Origin of the sequence: Aggregatibacter actinomycetemcomitans, from assembly GCF_023518055.1 — a bacterium.
In the GTDB taxonomy this organism is placed as follows: Bacteria; Pseudomonadota; Gammaproteobacteria; order Enterobacterales; family Pasteurellaceae; genus Aggregatibacter; species Aggregatibacter actinomycetemcomitans.
Genome location: NZ_CP085096.1, coordinates 791,071 through 811,437 on the forward strand (window position 1 = coordinate 791,071; position 20,367 = coordinate 811,437).

At 43.5% G+C, this 20,367-nt stretch carries 15 protein-coding genes and 2 pseudogenes; 9 read left to right on the plus strand and 8 right to left on the minus strand.

The features are described from left to right. Nucleotide 1: 1 nt before the first annotated feature. The 4 genes from tamB to LIN98_RS04145 form a co-directional block, all read right to left on the minus strand. Nucleotides 2-3,880 (minus strand): autotransporter assembly complex protein TamB, encoded by a 3,879-nt coding sequence (tamB, locus tag LIN98_RS04130; RefSeq protein WP_249856169.1) that lies wholly within the window; start codon nt 3,878-3,880, stop codon nt 2-4. A 27-nt stretch (nt 3,881-3,907) separates the two neighbouring features. Next, nucleotides 3,908-5,767 carry an autotransporter assembly complex protein TamA gene (gene tamA / locus LIN98_RS04135; protein ID WP_014167611.1) on the minus strand — a complete coding sequence of 620 codons (1,860 nt, stop codon included), beginning with the start codon at nt 5,765-5,767 and terminating at the stop codon, nt 3,908-3,910. Nucleotides 5,768-5,833: 66 nt separating this feature from the next. Next, entirely contained in the window at nt 5,834-6,463 is a 630-nt protein-coding gene (gene narL / locus LIN98_RS04140) for a two-component system response regulator NarL (protein ID WP_005549976.1), read from the minus strand. Between the two features lie 9 nt (nt 6,464-6,472). Next, nucleotides 6,473-8,974 (minus strand): class I adenylate cyclase, encoded by a 2,502-nt coding sequence (locus LIN98_RS04145; protein ID WP_005572438.1) that lies wholly within the window; start codon nt 8,972-8,974, stop codon nt 6,473-6,475. Between the two features lie 155 nt (nt 8,975-9,129). Here LIN98_RS04145 and hemC point away from each other — a divergent pair, with 155 nt between their 5' ends. The 4 genes from hemC to LIN98_RS04165 are packed head-to-tail and all read left to right on the plus strand — an operon-like array spanning nt 9,130 to nt 13,521. Continuing rightward, nucleotides 9,130-10,056, plus strand: a complete 927-nt coding sequence (gene hemC, locus LIN98_RS04150; RefSeq protein ID WP_005589373.1) for a hydroxymethylbilane synthase — start codon at nt 9,130-9,132, stop codon at nt 10,054-10,056. Nucleotides 10,057-10,068: 12 nt separating this feature from the next. Next, nucleotides 10,069-10,815, plus strand: coding sequence for a uroporphyrinogen-III synthase (locus tag LIN98_RS04155; protein WP_005566921.1), 747 nt, complete (start codon nt 10,069-10,071; stop codon nt 10,813-10,815). A 30-nt stretch (nt 10,816-10,845) separates the two neighbouring features. Beyond that, a complete protein-coding gene (locus tag LIN98_RS04160; RefSeq protein WP_014167612.1) occupies nt 10,846-12,231 on the plus strand; it encodes a uroporphyrinogen-III C-methyltransferase in 1,386 nt (461 codons plus the stop codon). 12 nt (nt 12,232-12,243) lie between these two features. Continuing rightward, nucleotides 12,244-13,521 carry a heme biosynthesis protein HemY gene (locus LIN98_RS04165; protein WP_005566925.1) on the plus strand — a complete coding sequence of 426 codons (1,278 nt, stop codon included), beginning with the start codon at nt 12,244-12,246 and terminating at the stop codon, nt 13,519-13,521. A 40-nt stretch (nt 13,522-13,561) separates the two neighbouring features. Here LIN98_RS04165 and LIN98_RS04170 read toward each other — a convergent pair whose 3' ends face one another. After that, nucleotides 13,562-14,299: a 7-cyano-7-deazaguanine/7-aminomethyl-7-deazaguanine transporter gene (locus tag LIN98_RS04170; RefSeq protein WP_005566927.1), complete on the minus strand. Its 738-nt coding sequence runs from the start codon at nt 14,297-14,299 to the stop codon at nt 13,562-13,564. 261 nt (nt 14,300-14,560) lie between these two features. Between LIN98_RS04170 and LIN98_RS04175 the strand changes: the two genes are divergently transcribed. From LIN98_RS04175 to LIN98_RS04185, 3 genes are all read left to right on the plus strand, one after another. Further along, nucleotides 14,561-14,842 carry a hypothetical protein gene (locus tag LIN98_RS04175; RefSeq protein ID WP_005540529.1) on the plus strand — a complete coding sequence of 94 codons (282 nt, stop codon included), beginning with the start codon at nt 14,561-14,563 and terminating at the stop codon, nt 14,840-14,842. Between the two features lie 185 nt (nt 14,843-15,027). Further along, entirely contained in the window at nt 15,028-15,615 is a 588-nt protein-coding gene (locus LIN98_RS04180; protein WP_005540532.1) for a sigma-70 family RNA polymerase sigma factor, read from the plus strand. 14 nt (nt 15,616-15,629) lie between these two features. Continuing rightward, complete coding sequence (locus tag LIN98_RS04185) at nt 15,630-15,821, plus strand: zf-HC2 domain-containing protein (RefSeq protein ID WP_005546977.1); 192 nt, start codon at nt 15,630-15,632, stop codon at nt 15,819-15,821. 82 nt (nt 15,822-15,903) lie between these two features. Here LIN98_RS04185 and greB read toward each other — a convergent pair whose 3' ends face one another. Then, nucleotides 15,904-16,386, minus strand: a complete 483-nt coding sequence (gene greB / locus LIN98_RS04190) for a transcription elongation factor GreB (RefSeq protein WP_148326221.1) — start codon at nt 16,384-16,386, stop codon at nt 15,904-15,906. Nucleotides 16,387-16,503: 117 nt separating this feature from the next. On the opposite strand from greB, the pseudogene LIN98_RS04195 reads away from it, so the two are divergent. Next, a pseudogene (locus LIN98_RS04195) lies at nt 16,504-16,787 on the plus strand (S1 RNA-binding domain-containing protein); the annotation flags it as partial. Between the two features lie 333 nt (nt 16,788-17,120). Here the strand turns inward: LIN98_RS04195 and LIN98_RS04200 are convergent. Together LIN98_RS04200 and LIN98_RS04205 are read right to left on the minus strand one after the other, a co-directional pair. Continuing rightward, a complete protein-coding gene (locus LIN98_RS04200) occupies nt 17,121-17,720 on the minus strand; it encodes a histidine phosphatase family protein (RefSeq protein ID WP_005546983.1) in 600 nt (199 codons plus the stop codon). An 11-nt stretch (nt 17,721-17,731) separates the two neighbouring features. After that, nucleotides 17,732-19,200 (minus strand): annotated as a pseudogene (locus tag LIN98_RS04205) (SLC13 family permease). A 109-nt stretch (nt 19,201-19,309) separates the two neighbouring features. On the opposite strand from LIN98_RS04205, the gene LIN98_RS04210 reads away from it, so the two are divergent. Continuing rightward, entirely contained in the window at nt 19,310-20,197 is an 888-nt protein-coding gene (locus tag LIN98_RS04210; protein WP_005546989.1) for a LysR family transcriptional regulator, read from the plus strand. Nucleotides 20,198-20,367 lie beyond the last annotated feature (170 nt).

The window sequence follows — 20,367 nt, forward strand, 5'->3', positions numbered from 1 at the left end:
ATTAAAATTCAAATTGATAGAGTAGATCAAAGGCTTGATTAACACCCGAAACGGATTGAACATACAGTTGTGGCAATAATCGGTAACGCAGAGTCACTTCGGCTAAACCGTCAAATAACCCAACGCCGTATTTTACCTGTAAGCGCGGTGTAATGGTGCCGCTGACCACTACTTTAGATCTGTCGCCCACCCCGGCGGTACTCAGGTTCAGATCTTTGATACCAAAGGCTTTTCCGATTCCCCCGACCACATTACCGCTTTTAGCGAGCCCCATGCCGAGCAAAGCGGCGCCCACAGAACCGCTGGAAGCGGTATCGCCGCTGTTTTCTAAGGAGCGGCCGGTTAAAATATAAGATAGTGCCTGATCCTGCGGCATTCCCGGTTCGGAGAAAATGGTTACACTGGGTGCGGTCGCTATACCATTCACTTTCACACCGGCTGTAACGCCTGCGTCTTCCATGGCTTCCGGATTACGAATTGCTTCAATATTCAGCATCGGTTGCGACGGTTGACCGACAAAACTGATGAGCCCTTTACGAATAATTAAATCCTGCCCGAAAGAGGCGTAACGACCGTTCTTCAGGTTGACCTCGCCGTAAAGCCCCAAATTGCCCTTTTCCTGTTTCACCGAGAGCAACCCGTGGAGATGGGTTTTCAAGCCATAGGCATTTAAACTGACATCATCGCCGATATTGATTCTTAAATCAGAACGAATTGCCATGCCGCTTTGGGTTTCGCTCGGCAATGTTTTCGGCAGAGTACTCTTCTTATTGCCATTTAAAATCACTTCATCGGAGCTGACCGCCACTGCACTGTCCGGCAGGTTTTCAATGGCAATGCGCGCCCAGGGAATATCAATATTGCCGGAAAGTTCCAACAGCTTCGGTGTCGCACTGATGTCGATATTCGGGCTGATTCTCAGTCTTGCCATAGACGGAATATCCACTTTAAATTTATCCGCCTCGGCGTGTAAACGGGTGCGCCAGTCATTCACATTTTTCCAATTTGCCTCACCGCTCAGGTGTAAACGGCTGTCGGCAGTTTGTACATACCCTTGCAGGGTGGAGTTGGTGCCGGTAAAACGCAGCGTCAGCTCACTTTCGGTAATGTCAAAAGGCAATGCGCGTATTTTGGCAGTAAGTTTGTTTAGATTAACATCGCCGTTGAGGGTCGGCGCGGTTAAACTGCCGCCGAGGGTGAGATTGGCTCTCAGCGCGCCATTAACCTGTTCATCACGGTTAAGCAGTTGATTCGCCAGATTCAAATTCAGGTTTTGAATGCTGAATGTACCGCCCAACTTACGGGCATTGGCAATATCCGATAGTTTCAGATCGGCGCCGATTCGCCCTTGATCCTGAAGATGAATATCGGATTTCAGCGCCAGGTTATTGTTGGCTAAATTGGCATTTAAACCAATTTGCGGAATTACCAGGCGGAAGGTTTTACGATCCACCTTTTGCGTTAGCGACACATGATTGCCGTTAAGTTGTAACTCAGCCTGTAACGGTTTATCGGTAAACCAAGCCACTTTGCCCTGACTGTTTAGCTGACCGCTGAGTAGTTCCTGTTCCAGCAGTTTATTGATGAAAGCCAGATTAAAGCGCTTAATATCAAACGGCACTTCACCGTTTGCGCCCACGTTAAAGCTTTGCGGGAAACATAAATCCGCGTGGCTGTGTATCCAGCAGTGCGCGGAAATAGTGGCTTCGGTGGTTTTATTGTTGTAAGTTATGGCAACATTTTTGTTGGTTTGCAGGTTACCGAATTCCGATTTAATCATCATTTGGCTCAACGTGCCTTTCCATTGCTGTAAAGTGCGGTTGAAATTTCCGATGAAATTTAAGTTGGTCGCCACAGGGGTGCCGTCCGATTGTAGCTGCAAACTGTGTTTTTGTTCGTCGCCGTTTGCCGTCAATTTGAGCTGATTTACTTTGATTTCATCGTAATTAAAGCCGTTTAAATTCACTTCAAGCTGACCGCTAATTTGTTCCGCGCTGTTGATTTCGCCTTTAATCAGGGCTTGGTTCAGGCGCATGTGTTGGAATGCAAAGCGGCTTGCGGTTAAATCCGCATGAATGCTTGGTCGGGCGATGCTGCCGTTTAATTTTACGTTGCCTTTCAAACCCGCCGATAAATCCGCCCACAAGCCCTGTAAATTCGGCGCATTAATGTCCAGGTTAAAATCCGATGTATCACCGAGATGGCCCTGCACCTCAATTTTATTGTCGCCATAAGTGAGCAATAACTGCGGGATATTGAGCAACTGCTGATTGCCCGCAGTGAAATTGCCTTTCAGGTTCAGCGGGCGTTGGGACAGTGTGCCTTGAATATCCAATTCCGGCACGGCAACCTGCCAACCGCTTTGATTGGCTTTGCCTTGTGAGCTTAATTTGCCTGATAACTGGGCCGGGAAGACGGATAAGTATTTGCCCACATTGATTTTTGCCAACTGCAAATGGCTGTCCCAGGCAATGCCGTCACGCCAGTTCAAATTGCCTTGTAATTCTGCCGAACCACTTAACGCGTTAAGCAAGAGACGCTGAATTTCCACATTGGATAAATGGCTAACTGCCTGTAATTTAAGAGTGTTGGTTGGAATTCCCATGCCACTGACCGCACTTTTTAAGTTCACTTGTGCCGTCAGTAAATCTCCTTCAATATCCAACACCAGATCGTTAATTTGCAGCGGATCTTTATTGTTAAACGGGTATTGTGCCTTATCGGCGGTGAAATGTAGCGTTAATGGCAATTTCGGCGCAGCAGGTTGTGCCTGCGCTTCCAGTGTCGTTTCTAAGGCACCCTGGGTTTGCAGGGAAAGTGCGGTCTGTTTTTTCAGCGATCCTGAAAGCGTTAGATCGATTTTGCTTGCAGGAAGCAACACGTTATTATTGTGTTTGAAGGTGTTGAAATCGCCTAATAATTTAAATTGCAATGGGAAATCTTCGCTGAGCTGCATTTGCCCGCTTGCCGTTAAACCACCGAGAGAGCTTTTTACGTCAAATTTTTGTAACTGCACCGTATAATCCGTTGCGTCGGCTTGCAGTTCGACAGAAGAAACCAGAATGTCTTGCAGGGTTTCCTGTTTATCGTTAATCAGTTGATATTGCCAGTTTTTCCCGCTAATGCCTTGAACGTGTATATCAAAGGGCAAGTCTATTTTTGGTAAATCGGCAAGTAACGGACGGCTAAGATCCTGTTCCATCTGTTCCCAGTTAATCGGCGTGGGGGTGGTCTCTGCCGATTTAACCTCGGTTTCCCGCGGTGTTTTTTCAGTCAGCTGTTGAACAAAACGAAAATCGTCGATTTGAGTTGGCGATAAGGTGATCCCCGTTTCATTATTTAAACCGGCGGCGGTGTGAAATGTCGCCAAGTGCATTTGGTTTTTGTCAATCAGCAAGCTCAAATCTTTCACGGCAAGCTGATTGACCTGCACGGAGATCGGTAGGGAAATACGCTTCATCGGTGCGCTTTCTTTGGGCTTTTGCCCCGACGGCGGCAATAGGGCGGTATCAATTTGAATACCGGGTTGTTGCAGGCTGATGTCGTTAACGCAAACCTTTAATTTCCATAAGCAGCTTAATTGCATTTGCAGGCGGGCTTGGTTTACCTGGACGCCGATGCCTTGCGTTTGGAAACGCACATCGGTTAGCACCAAACCTTCACTTAAATTGCCTTCTATCCGTTTAATGGAAAGGGCATCTGTGAAATCATCCGCCCACTGAATCAGTTTATGCTGCCCGTTTTCTGTGGCAAGCATACCCAACAGGGCAAAAACAGCAAAAAAAACGACCGCACTTACGGCGCAGAGACGGCGACGCCATTTGCTTTTTTTCGTTTTTGGTGCAGGGGTTTGCGGTGCTTGTTCCGTGTGTTCTGTCATCTTATTATCCGTTCTTGTTGATGGGTGTTATAGCTCGGAACCCAACCCGATATAAAATTGAATATTTTTGCTGTTGTCTTTATCGCGCACCGGTGTGGCAATATCAAATTTAATCGCGCCTACTGGCGATGCCCAACGCACACCTACGCCGGTGCCGTAACGCAATTCGCTCATATCAAAGGAATTTGCCGCCAGCCCGCTGTCCACGAAGGTGGCAAGCCACCAATCCGGATAAACCTGATATTGATATTCGATGGAACCGGTAAGTAAGCGCGAACCGCCGATGAGTTTGCCGTTACGATCTTTCGGTGAGATTTTTTTATAGCCATAGCCACGTACGCTACGATCACCACCGGCGAAGAAACGTAAAGAAGGCGGAATGCGGTGAATGCTGGCGGTATTTAACACGCCGGCTTCTAATCGCGTGAGGAAGCGGTGATTTTGCGCGTAGGTTCGAATCCATGCGGTGGATGCCTGAATTTTCCAGAAATCTACGTCGGATAGCCAAAACTTGCGCCCGAAATCAAAGGTGATACGTTGTGAATCGCCCCAATCGGGAAATGCGCCGCCTCGTAACCGGGTGCGGGTGAGGGAGGTTGTCGGGTAGATGAGTAAGGTTTTATCGCTGATTTCCGCTTGGGTAAAAGAATCATGGCGCACCCGTAACCCCAGCGAGTATTGCCAGCCCGTCGGATGATTCCAGTAGCGCAGGGCGGCAAGGGTAGAGGCGGTGGTTTTGGTGTCGTTTGTATTTTCGTTTTCGAAACCGGCGGAATATTCGTAGTAATAATTCAGCGGATTTTTCAATAAAGGGTGTTTGTACGTGAGCTCCAATGTCTGTTTTGGCGAAGAAATATACATATTGCTTCTTACGCTATGCCCACGAGCGTTAATCCAGGGCTTGGTCCAGCTCCATTGCAGGCGCGGACCTACATCGGTGGAATAACCGACACCCACGCTCATGATGTTTTTCTTGCGCGGATAAAGCAATACGTCCAGATCGACCAATTTATTTTCATCGTCCAAATGCGGCTGTAACAGCACCGAGTTAAACCAGTTGGTGGAAGAATAATTATTGGTCAGAGTGGAAAGATCGCTGAGTAAGTAGTCTTCACCGGGCTGAATATTCAGCATATTGCGTAAATAATCTTCGCGAATTTGCGCGTGTTGGAAATTGATTTTGCCGTAGTGGTAACGTGCTTTTGAATTAAAGTGAAGTTTCCACCAGGCCTGATAAGTGGAAGGCATGACTTCCAATCGTGAGGTTTCAAACCCCGCATCGAAATAGCCGCGTGTTAAGGCGAGTTGTTGCAACGAACTTTTGTAATCGTCGTAGGTTTCGTGATTCAGCACTGTGCCTGGTTTCGGCACTTTTCTTTCCAGCTTGGCAAATTCGGGATCTTCATCCGCCTGTCCGCTGATAACCACGTCAGTGGCGGCGATTTTCACCGGATTGCCGACGGTGACGTGAGCGATTAATAAGGGTTTATTGGGCTTGGCGCGATTTTTGAGTTCAAAACTGACCGCACTTTCATAATAACCGAAAGCACGCAAGCCTTTATCCACCGCCTGACGAACGGATTCCTGATAACGATCGGAACCGTCCATGTCTTCTTTTTCTATGGCATTGGTATAAATCTGCACGTTTTCATTTAATTTTTCGTTTTTGATGCCGCTGACCTGCAAATCAACGAGATGTTCCGCCCATACTGACGGATGCCAAAGAAAACAAAAAACGAAAATTGTTTTGGCTGCCCAATGTGTTATCCGATTGCCCGATTGCTTCATATTTACCTCAAAATCAAATGCCAGTAGTGTACCCGTTAGGCTAAAGCCCTGCAATGCAAAGTGCGGTGGATTTTCAAAATATTTTCTGAGGTCGGTCAAGGGTTTTCCATAAAAAATAGCCGACAATCATGCCGGCTATTTGGAAGGTAGATTCAATAAACGGGCTTAACCGTTTTTATGTTCAAAATATAATACGGTTGCCGCAACACGGGAATGGACGTTCAATTTGCGTAACAAATTGCGAATATGCACTTTTACCGTTTCTTCCGAAATGAATAATTGTCCTGCAATTTGCTTGTTGGAAAGACCGGTGGCGATTAAACGTAGTACGCCCATTTCGCGATCGGTGAGGGAATAAATGGGTTCTTGAGCAGATTGACGTTCCAGCAATAAATTTTTGATGGAATCGCTTAAAATCACTTCCCCCCGGGCGATTCGTTTTAGCTGAGAAAGCAAAGTATCGGGCTCGGTGTCTTTCAATAAATAACCGTCCGCGCCGGCATCAATCAACGTGAAAATGTCATTTTTGGCATCGGAAACGGTTAAAATCACGATGCGCGCATCCACGCCTTCTGCTCTCAATGCTTTAAGTGTATCCAACCCGGAAAGCCCTTTCATGTTCAGATCTAAAATAATCAAATCGGGCGAGGTTTGTAATGCCAGATTAATGCCTTCAGTACCGTTCCCTGCACCGCCGACAACTTCAAAACCCTCTTCCAGCTCAACGAGTTGTTTGATTCCGCGACGCATTAACGGATGGTCATCAATAATTAATACTTTTAATTTATCAGTCATATAAAACCTTTAGGATAAAGCCAAGCGACTATGGAACGGAACGATGGTCGTGCCTTCTTTGGTCGTGACGAATTGATAAAATTGCGGGTAGTTAAAATCACGTTGCACGATTTTATACGGATTGTCGTTTTCATCCAAGCCGGATAACTGATAAATTCGATTTATCTCATGAATTTTTTTCTCTTTCGTGCCGTCGCAGTTGCGATAAATTTCAATTCGATTCAGTTCGTCGAGAATATACACGTTAAAGCTGCCGTTCGCGTTATCTTCAAAGAAAAATTGCAGGAAGCCCTCGCTGGCGAACATGTCAATCTCGTGCGGGTATTTCTGCAGTTTGACGATTTTCGGCTCTGTCGCTTTGACTTTGGCATTAAGTGCGGTGTCTAATTGGTGCGTTTTGCCGATGTCCGCATGATGAATTTCCTGCAGACTGATACCGCGTTCTTCAAAGAAGAATTGCCAGTTTTTGCCGGCAACGCGTAACAGGTTATTTTTCGGTGGTTCGGCGGTACCCACTTGGATGCTGATACATTTGTTAATCAGGGTGGTCACGATGCGACGCAAAGCGTGGTGATAATAACGGCTGTAACAGAACACCTGAACCTGTTGCGGCAGCGGCGCGCCACGATAGATTTTGTTGGAAAGCACTTTTAACGCCAACAAAATCGCATTTGCCCCTTCAAAGTGTAACGTGCGGATTTCATTCCACACGTTGCGATAAGTGAGATCAATGCTGCCTACCAAACTTTCTTCATTCGGTCCGAAACTGAATAAATCACTGGATTGAATGCTGGATTTGACTTCCGTTAAATGACGGGTCGGATCCTGCGTTAAATTCACGATGACCGCCAGATTGCGAATTTCGCAAGGATGGCTCAGCTCGGAATTATTGGCGAATCGGCTTTCCAGCGGGAAGGCTAAACGTAAATCGGTGACATATTGGCGTAAGGTTTTCAGATCCACGTTTTCGCTGGTAATGAACAATTCGGTGTTGGCGGTTAGCAATCGGTTGAAATACGCCCATGCCACCAATTTATTCAGGCTTTCATTATATTCCGTATAACGTGGTCGGCTAAAACCTTGCACCGTCGGCGTTTGGTTGACGAGATACCAGCCGTCTTTAAAGCGACGATTGTTTTTCACTTCAATGAAGGTCAGGTATTTTTCCGATAAATCCACCGCGAGTTGCGGATTGAGCAAGGTCACTTTGCCCGGCAATTCTTCAAATGCGGTATAAAGTTTGCGGGTTAATATGCTCATATCTTGTGGGATAATGCTGGCATTGACCTGATGTTTGCGGGCAAAGTTCACCAAATTGCGATAACTTAACATCAGGAATTTAATCAAATCGTTGTGTACTTTGGTGGTTTGCTTGATTTTCCACTGGGCACGGTGATTTAAGTGCTCCAACTGACCGCACTTCCAACCCCATTGCTGGGTGAGTTTGAGTAATTCATCCAGACGCCAGTTGCTTTGTTCCGGCTCCACTTCGTTTTCGTGGACTTTAATGTAAAAACAACAGCGCACGAAATCCAACCGTTTGAATTCTTTTTGCTGGGTTAAATAGGCGGTTACCCGTTGCAACATGGCAAGATAAGCGTCAAATTTATGTTCAACTTTGCGCTGATTGTTTAACAATGCCTGTTTAAATTCGCGGGAAATTAAAAAGGTGTTCGGATAATCATGCGAATAAGCCTCCAACAATAAAATTTTGAGCAGGGATTTATACGGATAATCAATCCCTTTATATAGCTGCCAGAGGCTGGCACCGAAATATTCGTTTGCCGACAAGGTGCCCAATCCGCCGAAATCCACCCAATCATTTAAATCCAGCTCGCCATTTTGTGCCAGACGCTCGATTTCCGCTTCGTAATCCGCTTCGTTTTCAACGGCTAAATGTAGCCATAACAAGGGTTTACCCGCGAGGCGAATGGCGGAGCGATAAAATTCATCAAGCAACAACATATATTGCGCTGAACCACAGTTTTCAATGCCGACGGGTTCGGTGTCATGAAAGCAACGGAAGCGTTTTTGATCCATTAGATAGAAATTGATTTCCACATGAAACCGTTTTGCCCATTGTTGAATCAATTCGATTTTTTGTTGTAATAATTGGCGGGATTGCGCACTTAAATCTTCCCGATGACAAAGCCAAATGTCCAAATCAGAAGAAGGCGTTTGCGCAATGGAGGCGATACTGCCCATCACATACACGCCGAGAATCGCCCGTTCGTGAAAAGTGCGGTGGGATTTTAAAATGTTTTTTACGCTGTCAGGGGCATAATTGTGTTTGAGATAATTCTGCTGAAATTTATTAGCGACGAAATGCACAATACCGCACGGCGCATCAGCAATGTAGCCGGGCAAATCGGGGTGGTTAAAATGGAGCAACAGCGGAATCAGGCGGAATACTTGTTGAAAGGATTCAGGCGTATCGGATAGAGCGCGCTGAATGCGAAGTTTATCTAAATAATCCACGCGTTTTCTGGCTTTATTGAGATCAAGCTTCAAGTAATATCCTAACCTGTGACAACGGCAATACTGAGTTGGCGCTTACTCTACCATCGTAATGTCGCGAAAGCAAAAAAATTAAATGGAAACTGACATTCTTGGTTAACAATGATAGGATAAGTGCTTATTATATCATTAAGAAATATTTCATCAGCATGACGCAAAAAAGCTTAAAAATAGCCACCCGCCAAAGTCCCTTGGCATTATGGCAGGCGAATTATGTGAAAGACCTCTTGCAGCAGTTATATCCTGATCTGAATGTGGAACTCGTCCCAATGGTCACCAAAGGCGATGTGATTTTGGATTCGCCGTTGGCGAAAATCGGCGGCAAAGGTTTGTTTGTCAAAGAACTGGAAAATGCGCTGCTGAATAAAGAGGCGGATATTGCCGTGCATTCCATGAAAGATGTGCCCATGCAATTTCCCGAAGGGCTTGGGTTGGCGGTGATTTGCAAACGTGAAGATCCGCGTGATGCATTCGTCTCAAATTCTTACCGCACTTTAGCGGAATTACCGCAAGGTGCCGTGGTCGGCACTTCCAGTTTACGCCGTCAATGTCAGTTAAAAACATTACGTCCCGATTTGGAAATTCGTTCTTTGCGCGGCAATGTGGGTACGCGTTTGAGTAAATTAGATAACGGTGATTATGATGCCATTATTTTGGCTTCCGCCGGTTTGATTCGGTTAGGTTTAGCAGAGCGTATCGCTTCTTTTATTGATGTGGAGCAATCCTTGCCTGCTGCCGGACAAGGCGCGGTGGGCATCGAATGTCGGACAGACGATGTTGCGGTTCAACAATTACTGGCGCCACTGGCGGATGCGGAAACTACCTCTTGCGTGCTGGCGGAACGCGCCATGAACAATCGCTTACAAGGCGGCTGCCAAGTGCCTATTGGCGGTTATGCGGTGTTGCGCGATGGCGAATTGTATTTACGCGCCTTAGTGGGCAGCGTGGACGGTTCGACGATTATTCGCGCGGAAGGCAAAAGCGCGGTGGAAAACGCCGACGTTTTAGGCGTGCAAATTGCCGAACAGCTATTGGCGCAGGGGGCGGATAAAATTTTGCAGGATATTTACGCGTAAGGAAGAAAACGTATGGCAGTTTTGGTCACCCGCCCCGATGAACGCGGTCAGCAGTTGGTGGATATGTTGGCGAAAGCCGGCGTTGTCGCCATTCATTTGCCGTTATTTCGTATTGAAAGCGGCGCGGAACTGAACGAATTGCCGAATAAATTTGCAAAGCTGAAAAACGGCGATTATGTTTTTGCTGTGTCAAAAAGTGCGGTGGATTTTGCCTTCAAAACCTTAACGGCAACAGGGTTTGTGTGGCGTCATGATTTGCATTATTTCACCGTCGGACAAGGCACGGCACAGTATTTTACCGCCACGACGGAAATGCCGGTGCATTATCCCACCGCGCAGGAAAACAGCGAAGGGTTGTTACAATTAAACGCCATGCAGGATCTGTCCGATAAAACCGTGTTAATTTTGCGTGGCAACGGCGGACGTGAATTATTTGCCGAACAGGCGCAACAGCGTGGGGCGAATGTGGAAATTGTCGAATGTTATCGACGTGAGCCCATTGTTTATAATAACGCCGAGCAAACCAGCATTTGTAAGCGTGCCGGCATTCAAACCATTGTGGCGACCAGTGCCGAAATTCTCACCCAATTAGTGGATTTTGTGCCGCAAAATGAACATAATTGGTTAAAAAGTTGTCAACTTATTACAGTAAGCGAACGAATCGCCCATTTGGCGGAAGCGTTAGGCTGGCAAAATGTGGTGATTTCTCCGCGTGCGGACAATCAAACTTTATTACAAACCTTATTACAATGTCGTTAAACAACACTTTCTTTTTTATAGGTAACGAATATGGCTAACAAGAAATCCAATCATCCGAAAAACAATGCGGAAATTGAACATAAAATTGATGTCAGCGATGATCTTGATTTAGCGACACAAGATACCACGCCTAATGAACACGTTGAAACAAATGCAGAGGATAAGACAGAAACGATGCAACAAAATGAAGAAAAAATCACGCCGTCAGAGCAAAAACCGATCGTGCATGAAACCGTTGTGGTGAAGAAAACCGGTTCCGCGTTAGGTTTGCTGGCACTTTTAATTGCGTTGGGTTTAGGCGGCGCGGGCTATTATTTCGGTCAGCTACAGGTTGACGAAATACAGCAAAAACTGACCGCACTTGAAAACCAATTGCAACAAAAAGGCACTTCCGCCGATGTTGCCGGCATGCCGGATTTTAGTGCAGAGAAAAATCAGCTGGCGAAATTAACGGAATTTTCCCAAGTGGCAAGTGATCAAATCAGCGCCTTGAATCAGAATTTGTCCGCCAAAGAACAAAGCCTGTCGGCATTGCAACAACAGGTGCAACGTTTGTCCAATCAAGCCAAAGCGGAGCAGCCGAATGACTGGTTACTGACCGAAGCGGATTTTCTGTTAAATAACGCTTTGCGCAAACTGGTGTTGGATAACGACGTGGATACCAGTGTGTCCTTGTTGAAAGTTGCCGATGAAACCCTTTCCAAAGTCGCCATGCCACAAGTGGCGCAGGTGCGTAGCGCCATTAACGCCGATTTAAAACAGTTGTTGTCCCTGAACAATGTGGACCAAAATGCCATCATGCAGAATTTATCCCAGCTGGCGAATAACGTAGATGAATTGACGGTGCTGGATGTGAATTTTGATGAAGATTCGAGTAGCGACAAGTTGACGGATTCCTTAGACGATTGGAAGGAAAACGCAGAGAAAAGTGCGGTCAGTTTTTTAAATCATTTTATTCGTGTCACGCCGAAGAAAGCGGACAGCAAAGCGTTGTTAGCGCCGAATCAGGATATTTATTTACGTGAAAACATTCGCTTACGTTTGCAAATTGCCATTCTCGCCGTACCGCGTCAGCAGGACGATTTGTATAAACAATCCCTGGAAACCGTGGCATCCTGGATCAGAAGCTATTTTGATACCAACACCGAAGTGGCGCAAATTTTCCTGAAAACCCTTGATGAACTGGCGGAACAGTCCATTTATGTGGATGTCCCGACTCAGTTAAATAGTTTGAATGCGTTGGATAAATTGTTGGATAAACAACCGCAGGAAGTCCAAAAAATCACCCTTTCCGTGGACAAAGATTTAACCGATGCCGTGGATAAACCGGTAACCGACAAGCCAGTAAATGAAAATGAAGCGGGTTCTGTGCCGGCAAATGAAGCAAACCAAGATACCAATCAAGGGCAACAATAGGAGAAATAGATTATGGTCAGAGTGCTATTTTTAATGTTGTTGCTGCTGGCAGGCTTAATTGCCGGCCCATATTTGTCGGGCAAACAGGGTTATGTGCGCATTGAAACCGCAAGCAACATCATCGAAATGTCCATTACCACATTGGTGATTTTCTTTGTGATTGCGCTGGCGTTGGTGTACAGCATTGAAGTGGCGATTAGTCGCTTTTTCCGTTTGAGCAATAACACTTACAGCTGGTTTTCCCGCCGTAAACGGGCAAAAGCGCAAAAACAAACGCTGGAAGGCTTAATGCGCATGGATGAAGGCGATTATTCCAAGGCGGAAAAACTTATCGGCAAAAATGCCAAACATTCCGATGAGCCGGTGTTGAATTTCATTAAAGCGGCGGAAGCGGCACAGCAACGGGGCGATGAATTCAGCGCGAATCGTTATTTAATCGAAGCCACGGAAATTGCTGGTTCCGACAGTTTGATTCTGGAAATTGCGCGCACCCGCATTTTGTTACAACAGCATAAATTACCGGCGGCACGCAGTTCTGTGGACAGTTTGTTGTTGATGGAAGGTCGCAATAAAGAAGTGTTAAAGCTGGCGGTGGATATTTATTCTAAATCCAAAGCCTATCAGGCGTTAGATAATATTTTGGAACAAGTGGAAAAATCCGGTTTGTACTCGGCAGAAGGCTTTGTTCAGTTACAGCATCAGGTAGAAGACGGTTTGCTGGATGAAAAAATGAACGAAGAAGGCGTGGACGGTTTGTTGGATTGGTGGGATGAACAACCACGTAAACGTCGTAACGATGCCTATGTCAAACTGGCGCTTATCAGCCGTTTAATTGATGCCAACGACCATGAATCTGCTTATGAACTCATGTTGGAATTGGTGAAGAAACTGGACGATGAAAACAGCCCGCTAAATCAGGAACTCTTCAAGCAAATTAGCCGTTTGCAGCCGGAAGATAATACGAAATTGATTAAATTTATCAGCAAGTGGTTAAAAGGCGCTAATCCGTCGGTGCAATGCGGCGCCAACCGCGCTTTAGGTTATCTGTATATGCGCAACAATGATTTTGCCAAAGCCAATGAGGTGTTTAAGGCGTTAATCGCGAATAAAGATAAATTGGAGCCGGCTGACATCACCATGGCGTCTTATGTGTTTGAACAGGTGGGCGACACGGCTGCTGCTGCACAATTACGCAAAGATGGTCTGCAATCCATGATGGCAATCCGAAAACCGCAGGCGGCAGAAAAAACACCTGAAAAAGAGACCGCACTTATTGCCCAAAAAGACTAATTCCCAAATGAAAAATGCCCTGAATCATCAGGGCATTTTTTTATCCGTTCGCTTCTTCGATTTTGCCATCAAAGTCCCGTTGCATGGTCGCCGTTAAGGTTTGAATTTTGCGTAAAATCATATTTAACACGACGCCGTAAGCGGGCACGAACAATAATAATCCGATGAACAATTTAAACAAATAATCCACGAAACCGATTTCCATCCAATGTTCCGCCATAAACGGATCGTTGCTGGCGTAAAACGCGATAGCGAAGAATAAATAAGTATCCGCCATGGAACCGAACACCATAGAACTGGTCGGTGCAATCCACCAGGTTTTTAGTTGGCGTAAGCGATTAAACACCAATACGTCTAATAATTGTCCGAATACATAGGCGCAGAAACTTGCCACCGCAATACGGAATACAAATAGATTGAATGTCGCTAATGCCTGCAAACCCTTATATTGGCTGTCTGAAAACAGGGTTGACACCGCATAACTGATGATTAACGCCGGAATCATTACCACGAAAATAATCCAGCGCGCTTCTTTGGCACCGAACACGCGAACGGTTAAATCTGTCGCCAGGAAAATAAACGGGAAGGTCAGTGTGCCCCACGTGCTGTGAAACATGAAGTCTTCCTGTGCGCCAAAGAACGTCAACGGCACATGCACTTCAAAGGGAATCTGCACGAGATAGTTACTGGCGGCGATGATAAAAATGTGGAAGAAACTGAGCAGCACTAATGCCCGACGTTTTTGCTGATCGTTAAAGATCGAAAATGAATATGTCATTTGAAATTACCTTTTTAGTTTAAATTGGGGTTAGGGAACCCAGTTCGTGATTTCGCAAAAAATGCATCTTAGAGGCATTGTAACATAATCAGGTAAAATTATTTTCTCCCTTTCAATAAAAAAACTTAAAAAATTTAAAATTTTTTGTAAGAAAATCAGAGGTAACTCCGTCTAATGCACATACGTGAAAATCGTAAGGTTTTCACGTACAAAGCACTTTTCTATAAATAACAAATCTCACAATCTCTAAAGGAGTTTATTATGAAAAAAACAGCATTATTCGCTACATTAGCAGGTGTATTCACTATGGCAATGGCGACTCAAGCTTCAGCTGAAATGAAAGCAATGGACCATAAAATGGAACAAGGTATGGAACATAAAATGGAGCATACCATGAAAGATGATAAAGCCATGATGGACCATAAAATGGATAAAACCATGAAGGATGGCAAAATGATGGATCATAAAAAAGACAAAATGATGAAAGACGGTAAGTCCATGGACCATAAAATGGACAAGGAAATGAAAGATCACAAAATGTAATTTTCACTCCAAGTCATTATAAATAATCACTTATTTTGGACTTGTGGTGAACAAGTCCTTTTTTTGCAAAAATCTTAGCCTGCTGCTGAATTTAATTATTTATTTTTAAGATATTATAGGTGCATTGTATTATATGATGGTAGAATACTCTCTTTTCTACTCATTAAAATAAAATGGACTCAACAATGCAATTTTCTTTTCAACACATTTCATCTCAAGAAATTGAGGATATTCGCCGGCAGATGCTGAAATTTGCCACTTTACAGTTAAGGGACGAAGATTTAGCGGAAGATGTCGTGCAGGAAACCTTAGTGAAAGCGTATCAACATGCGACCTCATTTAAAGGGGCTTCTGCGCTGAAAACCTGGTTTTTTGCCATTTTGAAGAATCAAATCATTGATTTGATTAATTATCGTAAACGTACGGTGAATGTGTCAGAAATTTATGATGACGAGGATGAGGCAGATGAGCCCAATGCCTTTTTTGATCAGAGCGGTCACTGGGATCGCAGCCATTTTTCCCCACAAACCTGGCACGAACCTGATAATCAGGTACATAAACGGGAATTTTGGGTTGTTTTTGAAGCTTGTTTGGAGCATTTGCCGGCACAACAAGCCCGCGTATTTATGATGCGCGAGTATTTTGAAATGAAAAGTGAACAGATTTGTGAGGAATGTGATTTATCCGTCTCCAATCTGCATGTTTTACTTTATCGCGCACGCTTACAGTTGCAAGCCTGCCTGTCTAATAATTGGTTTGATGAAAAGAAATAAAGTGGGAAAACATCATGAAGTGTAAACAGGTTACCAAGTTAATTTCCGATGGTCAGGAAAAACCGCTTTCCTTGTTGCAACACAGTCAGGTTTATATGCATTTGGCTATTTGTCCGTACTGTCGTGCTTTTGCTCGAAATTGCGCAAAAATGCACGATATGATGCACGAATTCGCTGAACAACCGGATAATGAGAAGGCTCGGTAATATTAAGTATCCTAAAAGTGCGGTGAGAAATTTATATGTTTTTTCGATCGCACTTTTCATCTATTGAAAAGCAATTCTGGCGCTATGCGTTTTTTTCATACCAAATTCGATTCACACATAGCCAAATTTTACCGGCAGGCGTGTCCACCGTAATTTCGTCATCTTCCTGCTTGCCGATTAGTACGCGTGCCACCGGTGAATCAATGGAAATCCAGTTATTTGCCGGATCAAATTCATCACAGCCGACAATGCGATATTGTTTCACTTCGCCGTCTTCATTTTCCAGTTCCACCCATGCGCCGAAAAACACTTTGCTTTCCTGTTTGGGGGAATAATCCACAATTTGCAATACTTCCAGACGCTTGGTCAGAAAGCGTACACGGCGATCGATTTCCCGTAAGCGTCGTTTACCGTAAATATATTCCGCATTTTCGCTGCGATCGCCTAATGCCGCCGCGTCGGAGACGGCTTGCGTCACCTGCGGACGCTCTTCTTTCCATAAAAATTTCAATTCCCGATCCAGCATATTCCAGCCTTGTCGGGTGATGTAATTTGACTTTGCCATAATAATGTCCTCAACTGCTGCAAAATTATATCGAAAAAGGCTCAAACATTTGAACCTATTGTCTCAAAATAGGATTTTATACCTGTTTTTTCATTACTAAGAAGTATATATCATTCCGGGTTACCAACAGAACAGGGCATTTTTAAAGAACTGGAAAAACCGGGGTGTGACCCACGCGGTGAATTTAAAACTGCGGCTCTCGCTGATCGCGTGGAAGAGATTGCCGACTTAAGAGCGGTAACTAACGCTACCAATTTAGGCGCCGTTGTGGACATCGGTGTTCGCCAAGACGGTTTGGTGCATATTCCTTGCTTAAGTGATAGGAAGATCCGCGCCAAGTGGTGAAAACCAGTGATGTGGTCAAAGTAGAAGTGCCGGAAGTGAATGTCATTCGCTGCCGGTACCGATAATTGCAATATTTATGCTTTGTACGATATTTCAGCAAAGAATAGTAAAAGTTCCGTTAAATAATTTAATATTTATTCTGCCATTTTTTTGGCAAATCGCTGCTAATGTTTTTTTCGAAGGGTTGAAACATAAAAAAGTTAGCAAGAACAGGGAAGGTGTCTTTGGTAAAGGCTTTAGTCTATCTTTTTGAATTTACAAATGAAAAATACAATTATCTTATCAATAGAGCTGAATTTAAAAGTGCAGCACATAAAATCGCATTCAACGTTATAAATGATCAATGTCTGTCTGTAAAAAGTATTTTACTTTTAAATTGCTTTAGCTTATTAATCTGCCACATTGATTTCCGGCACAAAACTTCCTAGATTATAGGCTTCTAACTTGATGGGATGATTTGGCGTTATGTCAAAAATAGTAAGTGTTCCCTGGGTTACCGGTAATAGATGCTTGGTTGATAAAGAAATTAATCTTTCACAGGCAGCGCGAACTACACCACTATGTACGATGGCTAAGATGTCTCCATCAGATTTATTTGTCCACTGAAAAAGTGCGGTTGAAATTCGATGACAAAAATCTTGCCAACTCTCACCACCTCTAGGTGTGTAGTTACCGTTTCTCCAGTCTTGGTAAAGGATGGGGTTTTCTTGCATAATCTCGTCTTTTTTTCGCCCTTCCCATTCCCCCATGGCAAGTTCGCGCAAATGGCTATCCGGTGTGGCATTGGGAAAACCGATAAGTTCAGCGGTTTGCTTGGCGCGTTCCAAATCGGAGCAAATAACTTTTTTTAAGGAAAATTTTTCGATTAAAGGTTTAATCGCTTTTGCTTGAGCAATACCTTTTTCCGAAAGTGGAGAATTTAGGTGTCCTTGTAGACGGTGTTCTTTATTCCATAAAGTTTCACCATGTCTTAATAAAATTAAACGCATTTTATTTTTCCTTATAAACCGTATCCGAGTAATTGGAACCATGTAAAGGTTGCAAGGCAGATCATGCAGGCACTAATGAAACAGGTGATTAATCCATACTTCATCTGATCTAATACACTGAAATAGCCGGTCGCAAAATAAATGGTATTTACCTTAGAATGTGGCGGTAAGGTTATAGTGTAGGTAAGAGTAAATGATGCTGAGAGTGCGAGTGTCACCGGATTTATCCCTAAAGATTGGGCTAATGCGATAATAGATGGAATTAGAATCGTAGTTCGTACGGTTTTACTGGTGAAGATCAGGTGACTATACATGCAAATAAAAATGACGGCGATATAGACGAAGGTATGATTCATGCTCTCTAAACCCAATCCATGAACAATTTTATCCATAATCCATTGAGCACCTTTGGTTGACTCAAGCGTATTTCCTGCGGCGTAAGCACCGGCAGCAAATAGCATTAAATCCCATTTGATTTTTGCTTCATTCCAGGTTAGTAATCCAATTTTAGGCATTAAGCACAGTACGGCTGCAATAACGGCAGTCATATATACACTGATTTTGAAACCAAATAAGATTTTTTGATAATCTTCTGTTGCCCATAACACCACGGTGAGCAAGAAGATTACCATGGCTTTCTTCTCATCTAAGGTAAATTTACCAAGTTTTTTGAATTCCGCCTGTAAGAGCCCCAATGCCTCAATAAATTGTGTTTCTTTTTTAATAGAAAATAATTTAAAGCCCACCATAAAAGAAATCATCATGGATATAAAGGCAATAGGGAAGGAGGCTATTACCCAGTCAATATAACCGATATCGCCGTTTTCTTGGCTATTGATAAAACCAACGGAAATAATGTTGGCAGCAGTACCTGTCATCACACCCGATGTGGCAATCGCATCGGCCTGTACACCTTGTAACATCATCAATCGTCCAAATTGCTTTCACCTGGCATGGCTTTATAAATTTCTAAAAGAATTAAGCAAATAGGAACCATTAATGAGGCTCGTGCTGTTGTTGAAGGAACAAAGAAAACAAGTATAAAATTAATTAATACAAGCACAAATAAGGCTTTCTTCGGTGTTTGTCCAAAATGAGTAATCATCCAAAGCGCAAAACGGCGGGCGATATTCGATTTGATCATAGCCGAGGTGAGAACAAATGCCGATACCATTAACCAAATCACATCATACCCTAATGTGGCAAAAACAAGTTTATCTTTTTCCACAGTCTGGGTGAGTGATAATAAGATGATGACAATCATTGATGTCAAATAAATAGGAATAGAACCACACACCCACAAAATCAAGGCGCCAACAAAAATTGCAATGGATTTTTGTCCCTGAATGGTTAGCCCCTCCGGGGTAGGCATCCACATTAAAAGTAGTAAGATGACAAGCGCCAGAGGAATACCTAATTGTTTGAGAAGTTTATTCCTTTCTTTATTCTCTATTGGGGTAGTCTGAATAGCTTTGTTCATAACCTATAACTCCTTATAGTGATCTGTCAATGCCGATTATAGTGATTTCATTTCATGACGAATAATTGTATTATCCTATAAGGATCATAAAATAATTTAATGGAATTATATGAATATAAACCAATTAAAGACATTTATTGTGCTTGCCGATTGTTTGAGTGTGACTGAAACATCGAAGCGTTTGTTTTGTACACAGCCTGCGGTGAGTATAAAAATCCGCAAATTGGAAGAGACCTTAAATACTGTACTTTTTGAGCGAATCAACAACCGCTTGTATTTAACAGAACAAGGTAAAATTTTTTATAGTTATGCGGAACAGATAATTAGTACCTTAGAAATGTCAGTGGAGCACCTACATCAATATGATGATCCTAATTATGGCAAGATTATTATCGGCGCAAGCCATTTTGTCGGTGTTTATTTGTTACCGCAGGTTATTGCAGAGTATCGAAAATTATCACCGAATGTAGAACTTCGTCTTGAGATTCTTTCTTCCCAACAGCTGATTCAGGGGCTGGAGAATCATTCCATTGACTTTATTATTATGTCTGACCAAATTTATTTTGATCCGCAAAAATATGATGTTAATCGTTTTTTGTCTGATGAACTGATTTTGATTGTTCCTCCTGATCATGTGTTAGCCACATATGAATCTTGTCATTTTGAGCAACTTTGTGACGAATTATTTATCATTAAACCGAAGAATTCTCAAACCCGAAAATTTCTTTTACAGCAATTTTCAAAAGATCAGATTTCTCTGCTTAAGTTTATGGAAATCAATAGTTTAGAAGGTATTAAACGTTGTGTAATGAATGGATTAGGGGTTTCCATTATTTCTCGATTTTCCGTTGAAAACGAACTGAAAATGGGTATGTTGAAGGCTGTAGAATTAGACAGTTTTCAATTTAAACGTGGGATAAATTATATTTACCATAAAGAAAAACGCCTTTCATCAGCAATTGGGCGATTTATTGGGCTGTTGAACATACTTAAATAATCCATGATATGAAAAAGTGCGGTTAATTTGCGATTAATTTTGTTAAGTATGAAAATCGTAACGACCTCACTTTCTGAATTGAGTGGTTTTAGAACGAAATCATTATTCTATTGTCACACTGAATTAGCAATGCGGAGGTGTAAAACAAACATTTGAGCCTCTTGTCCAAA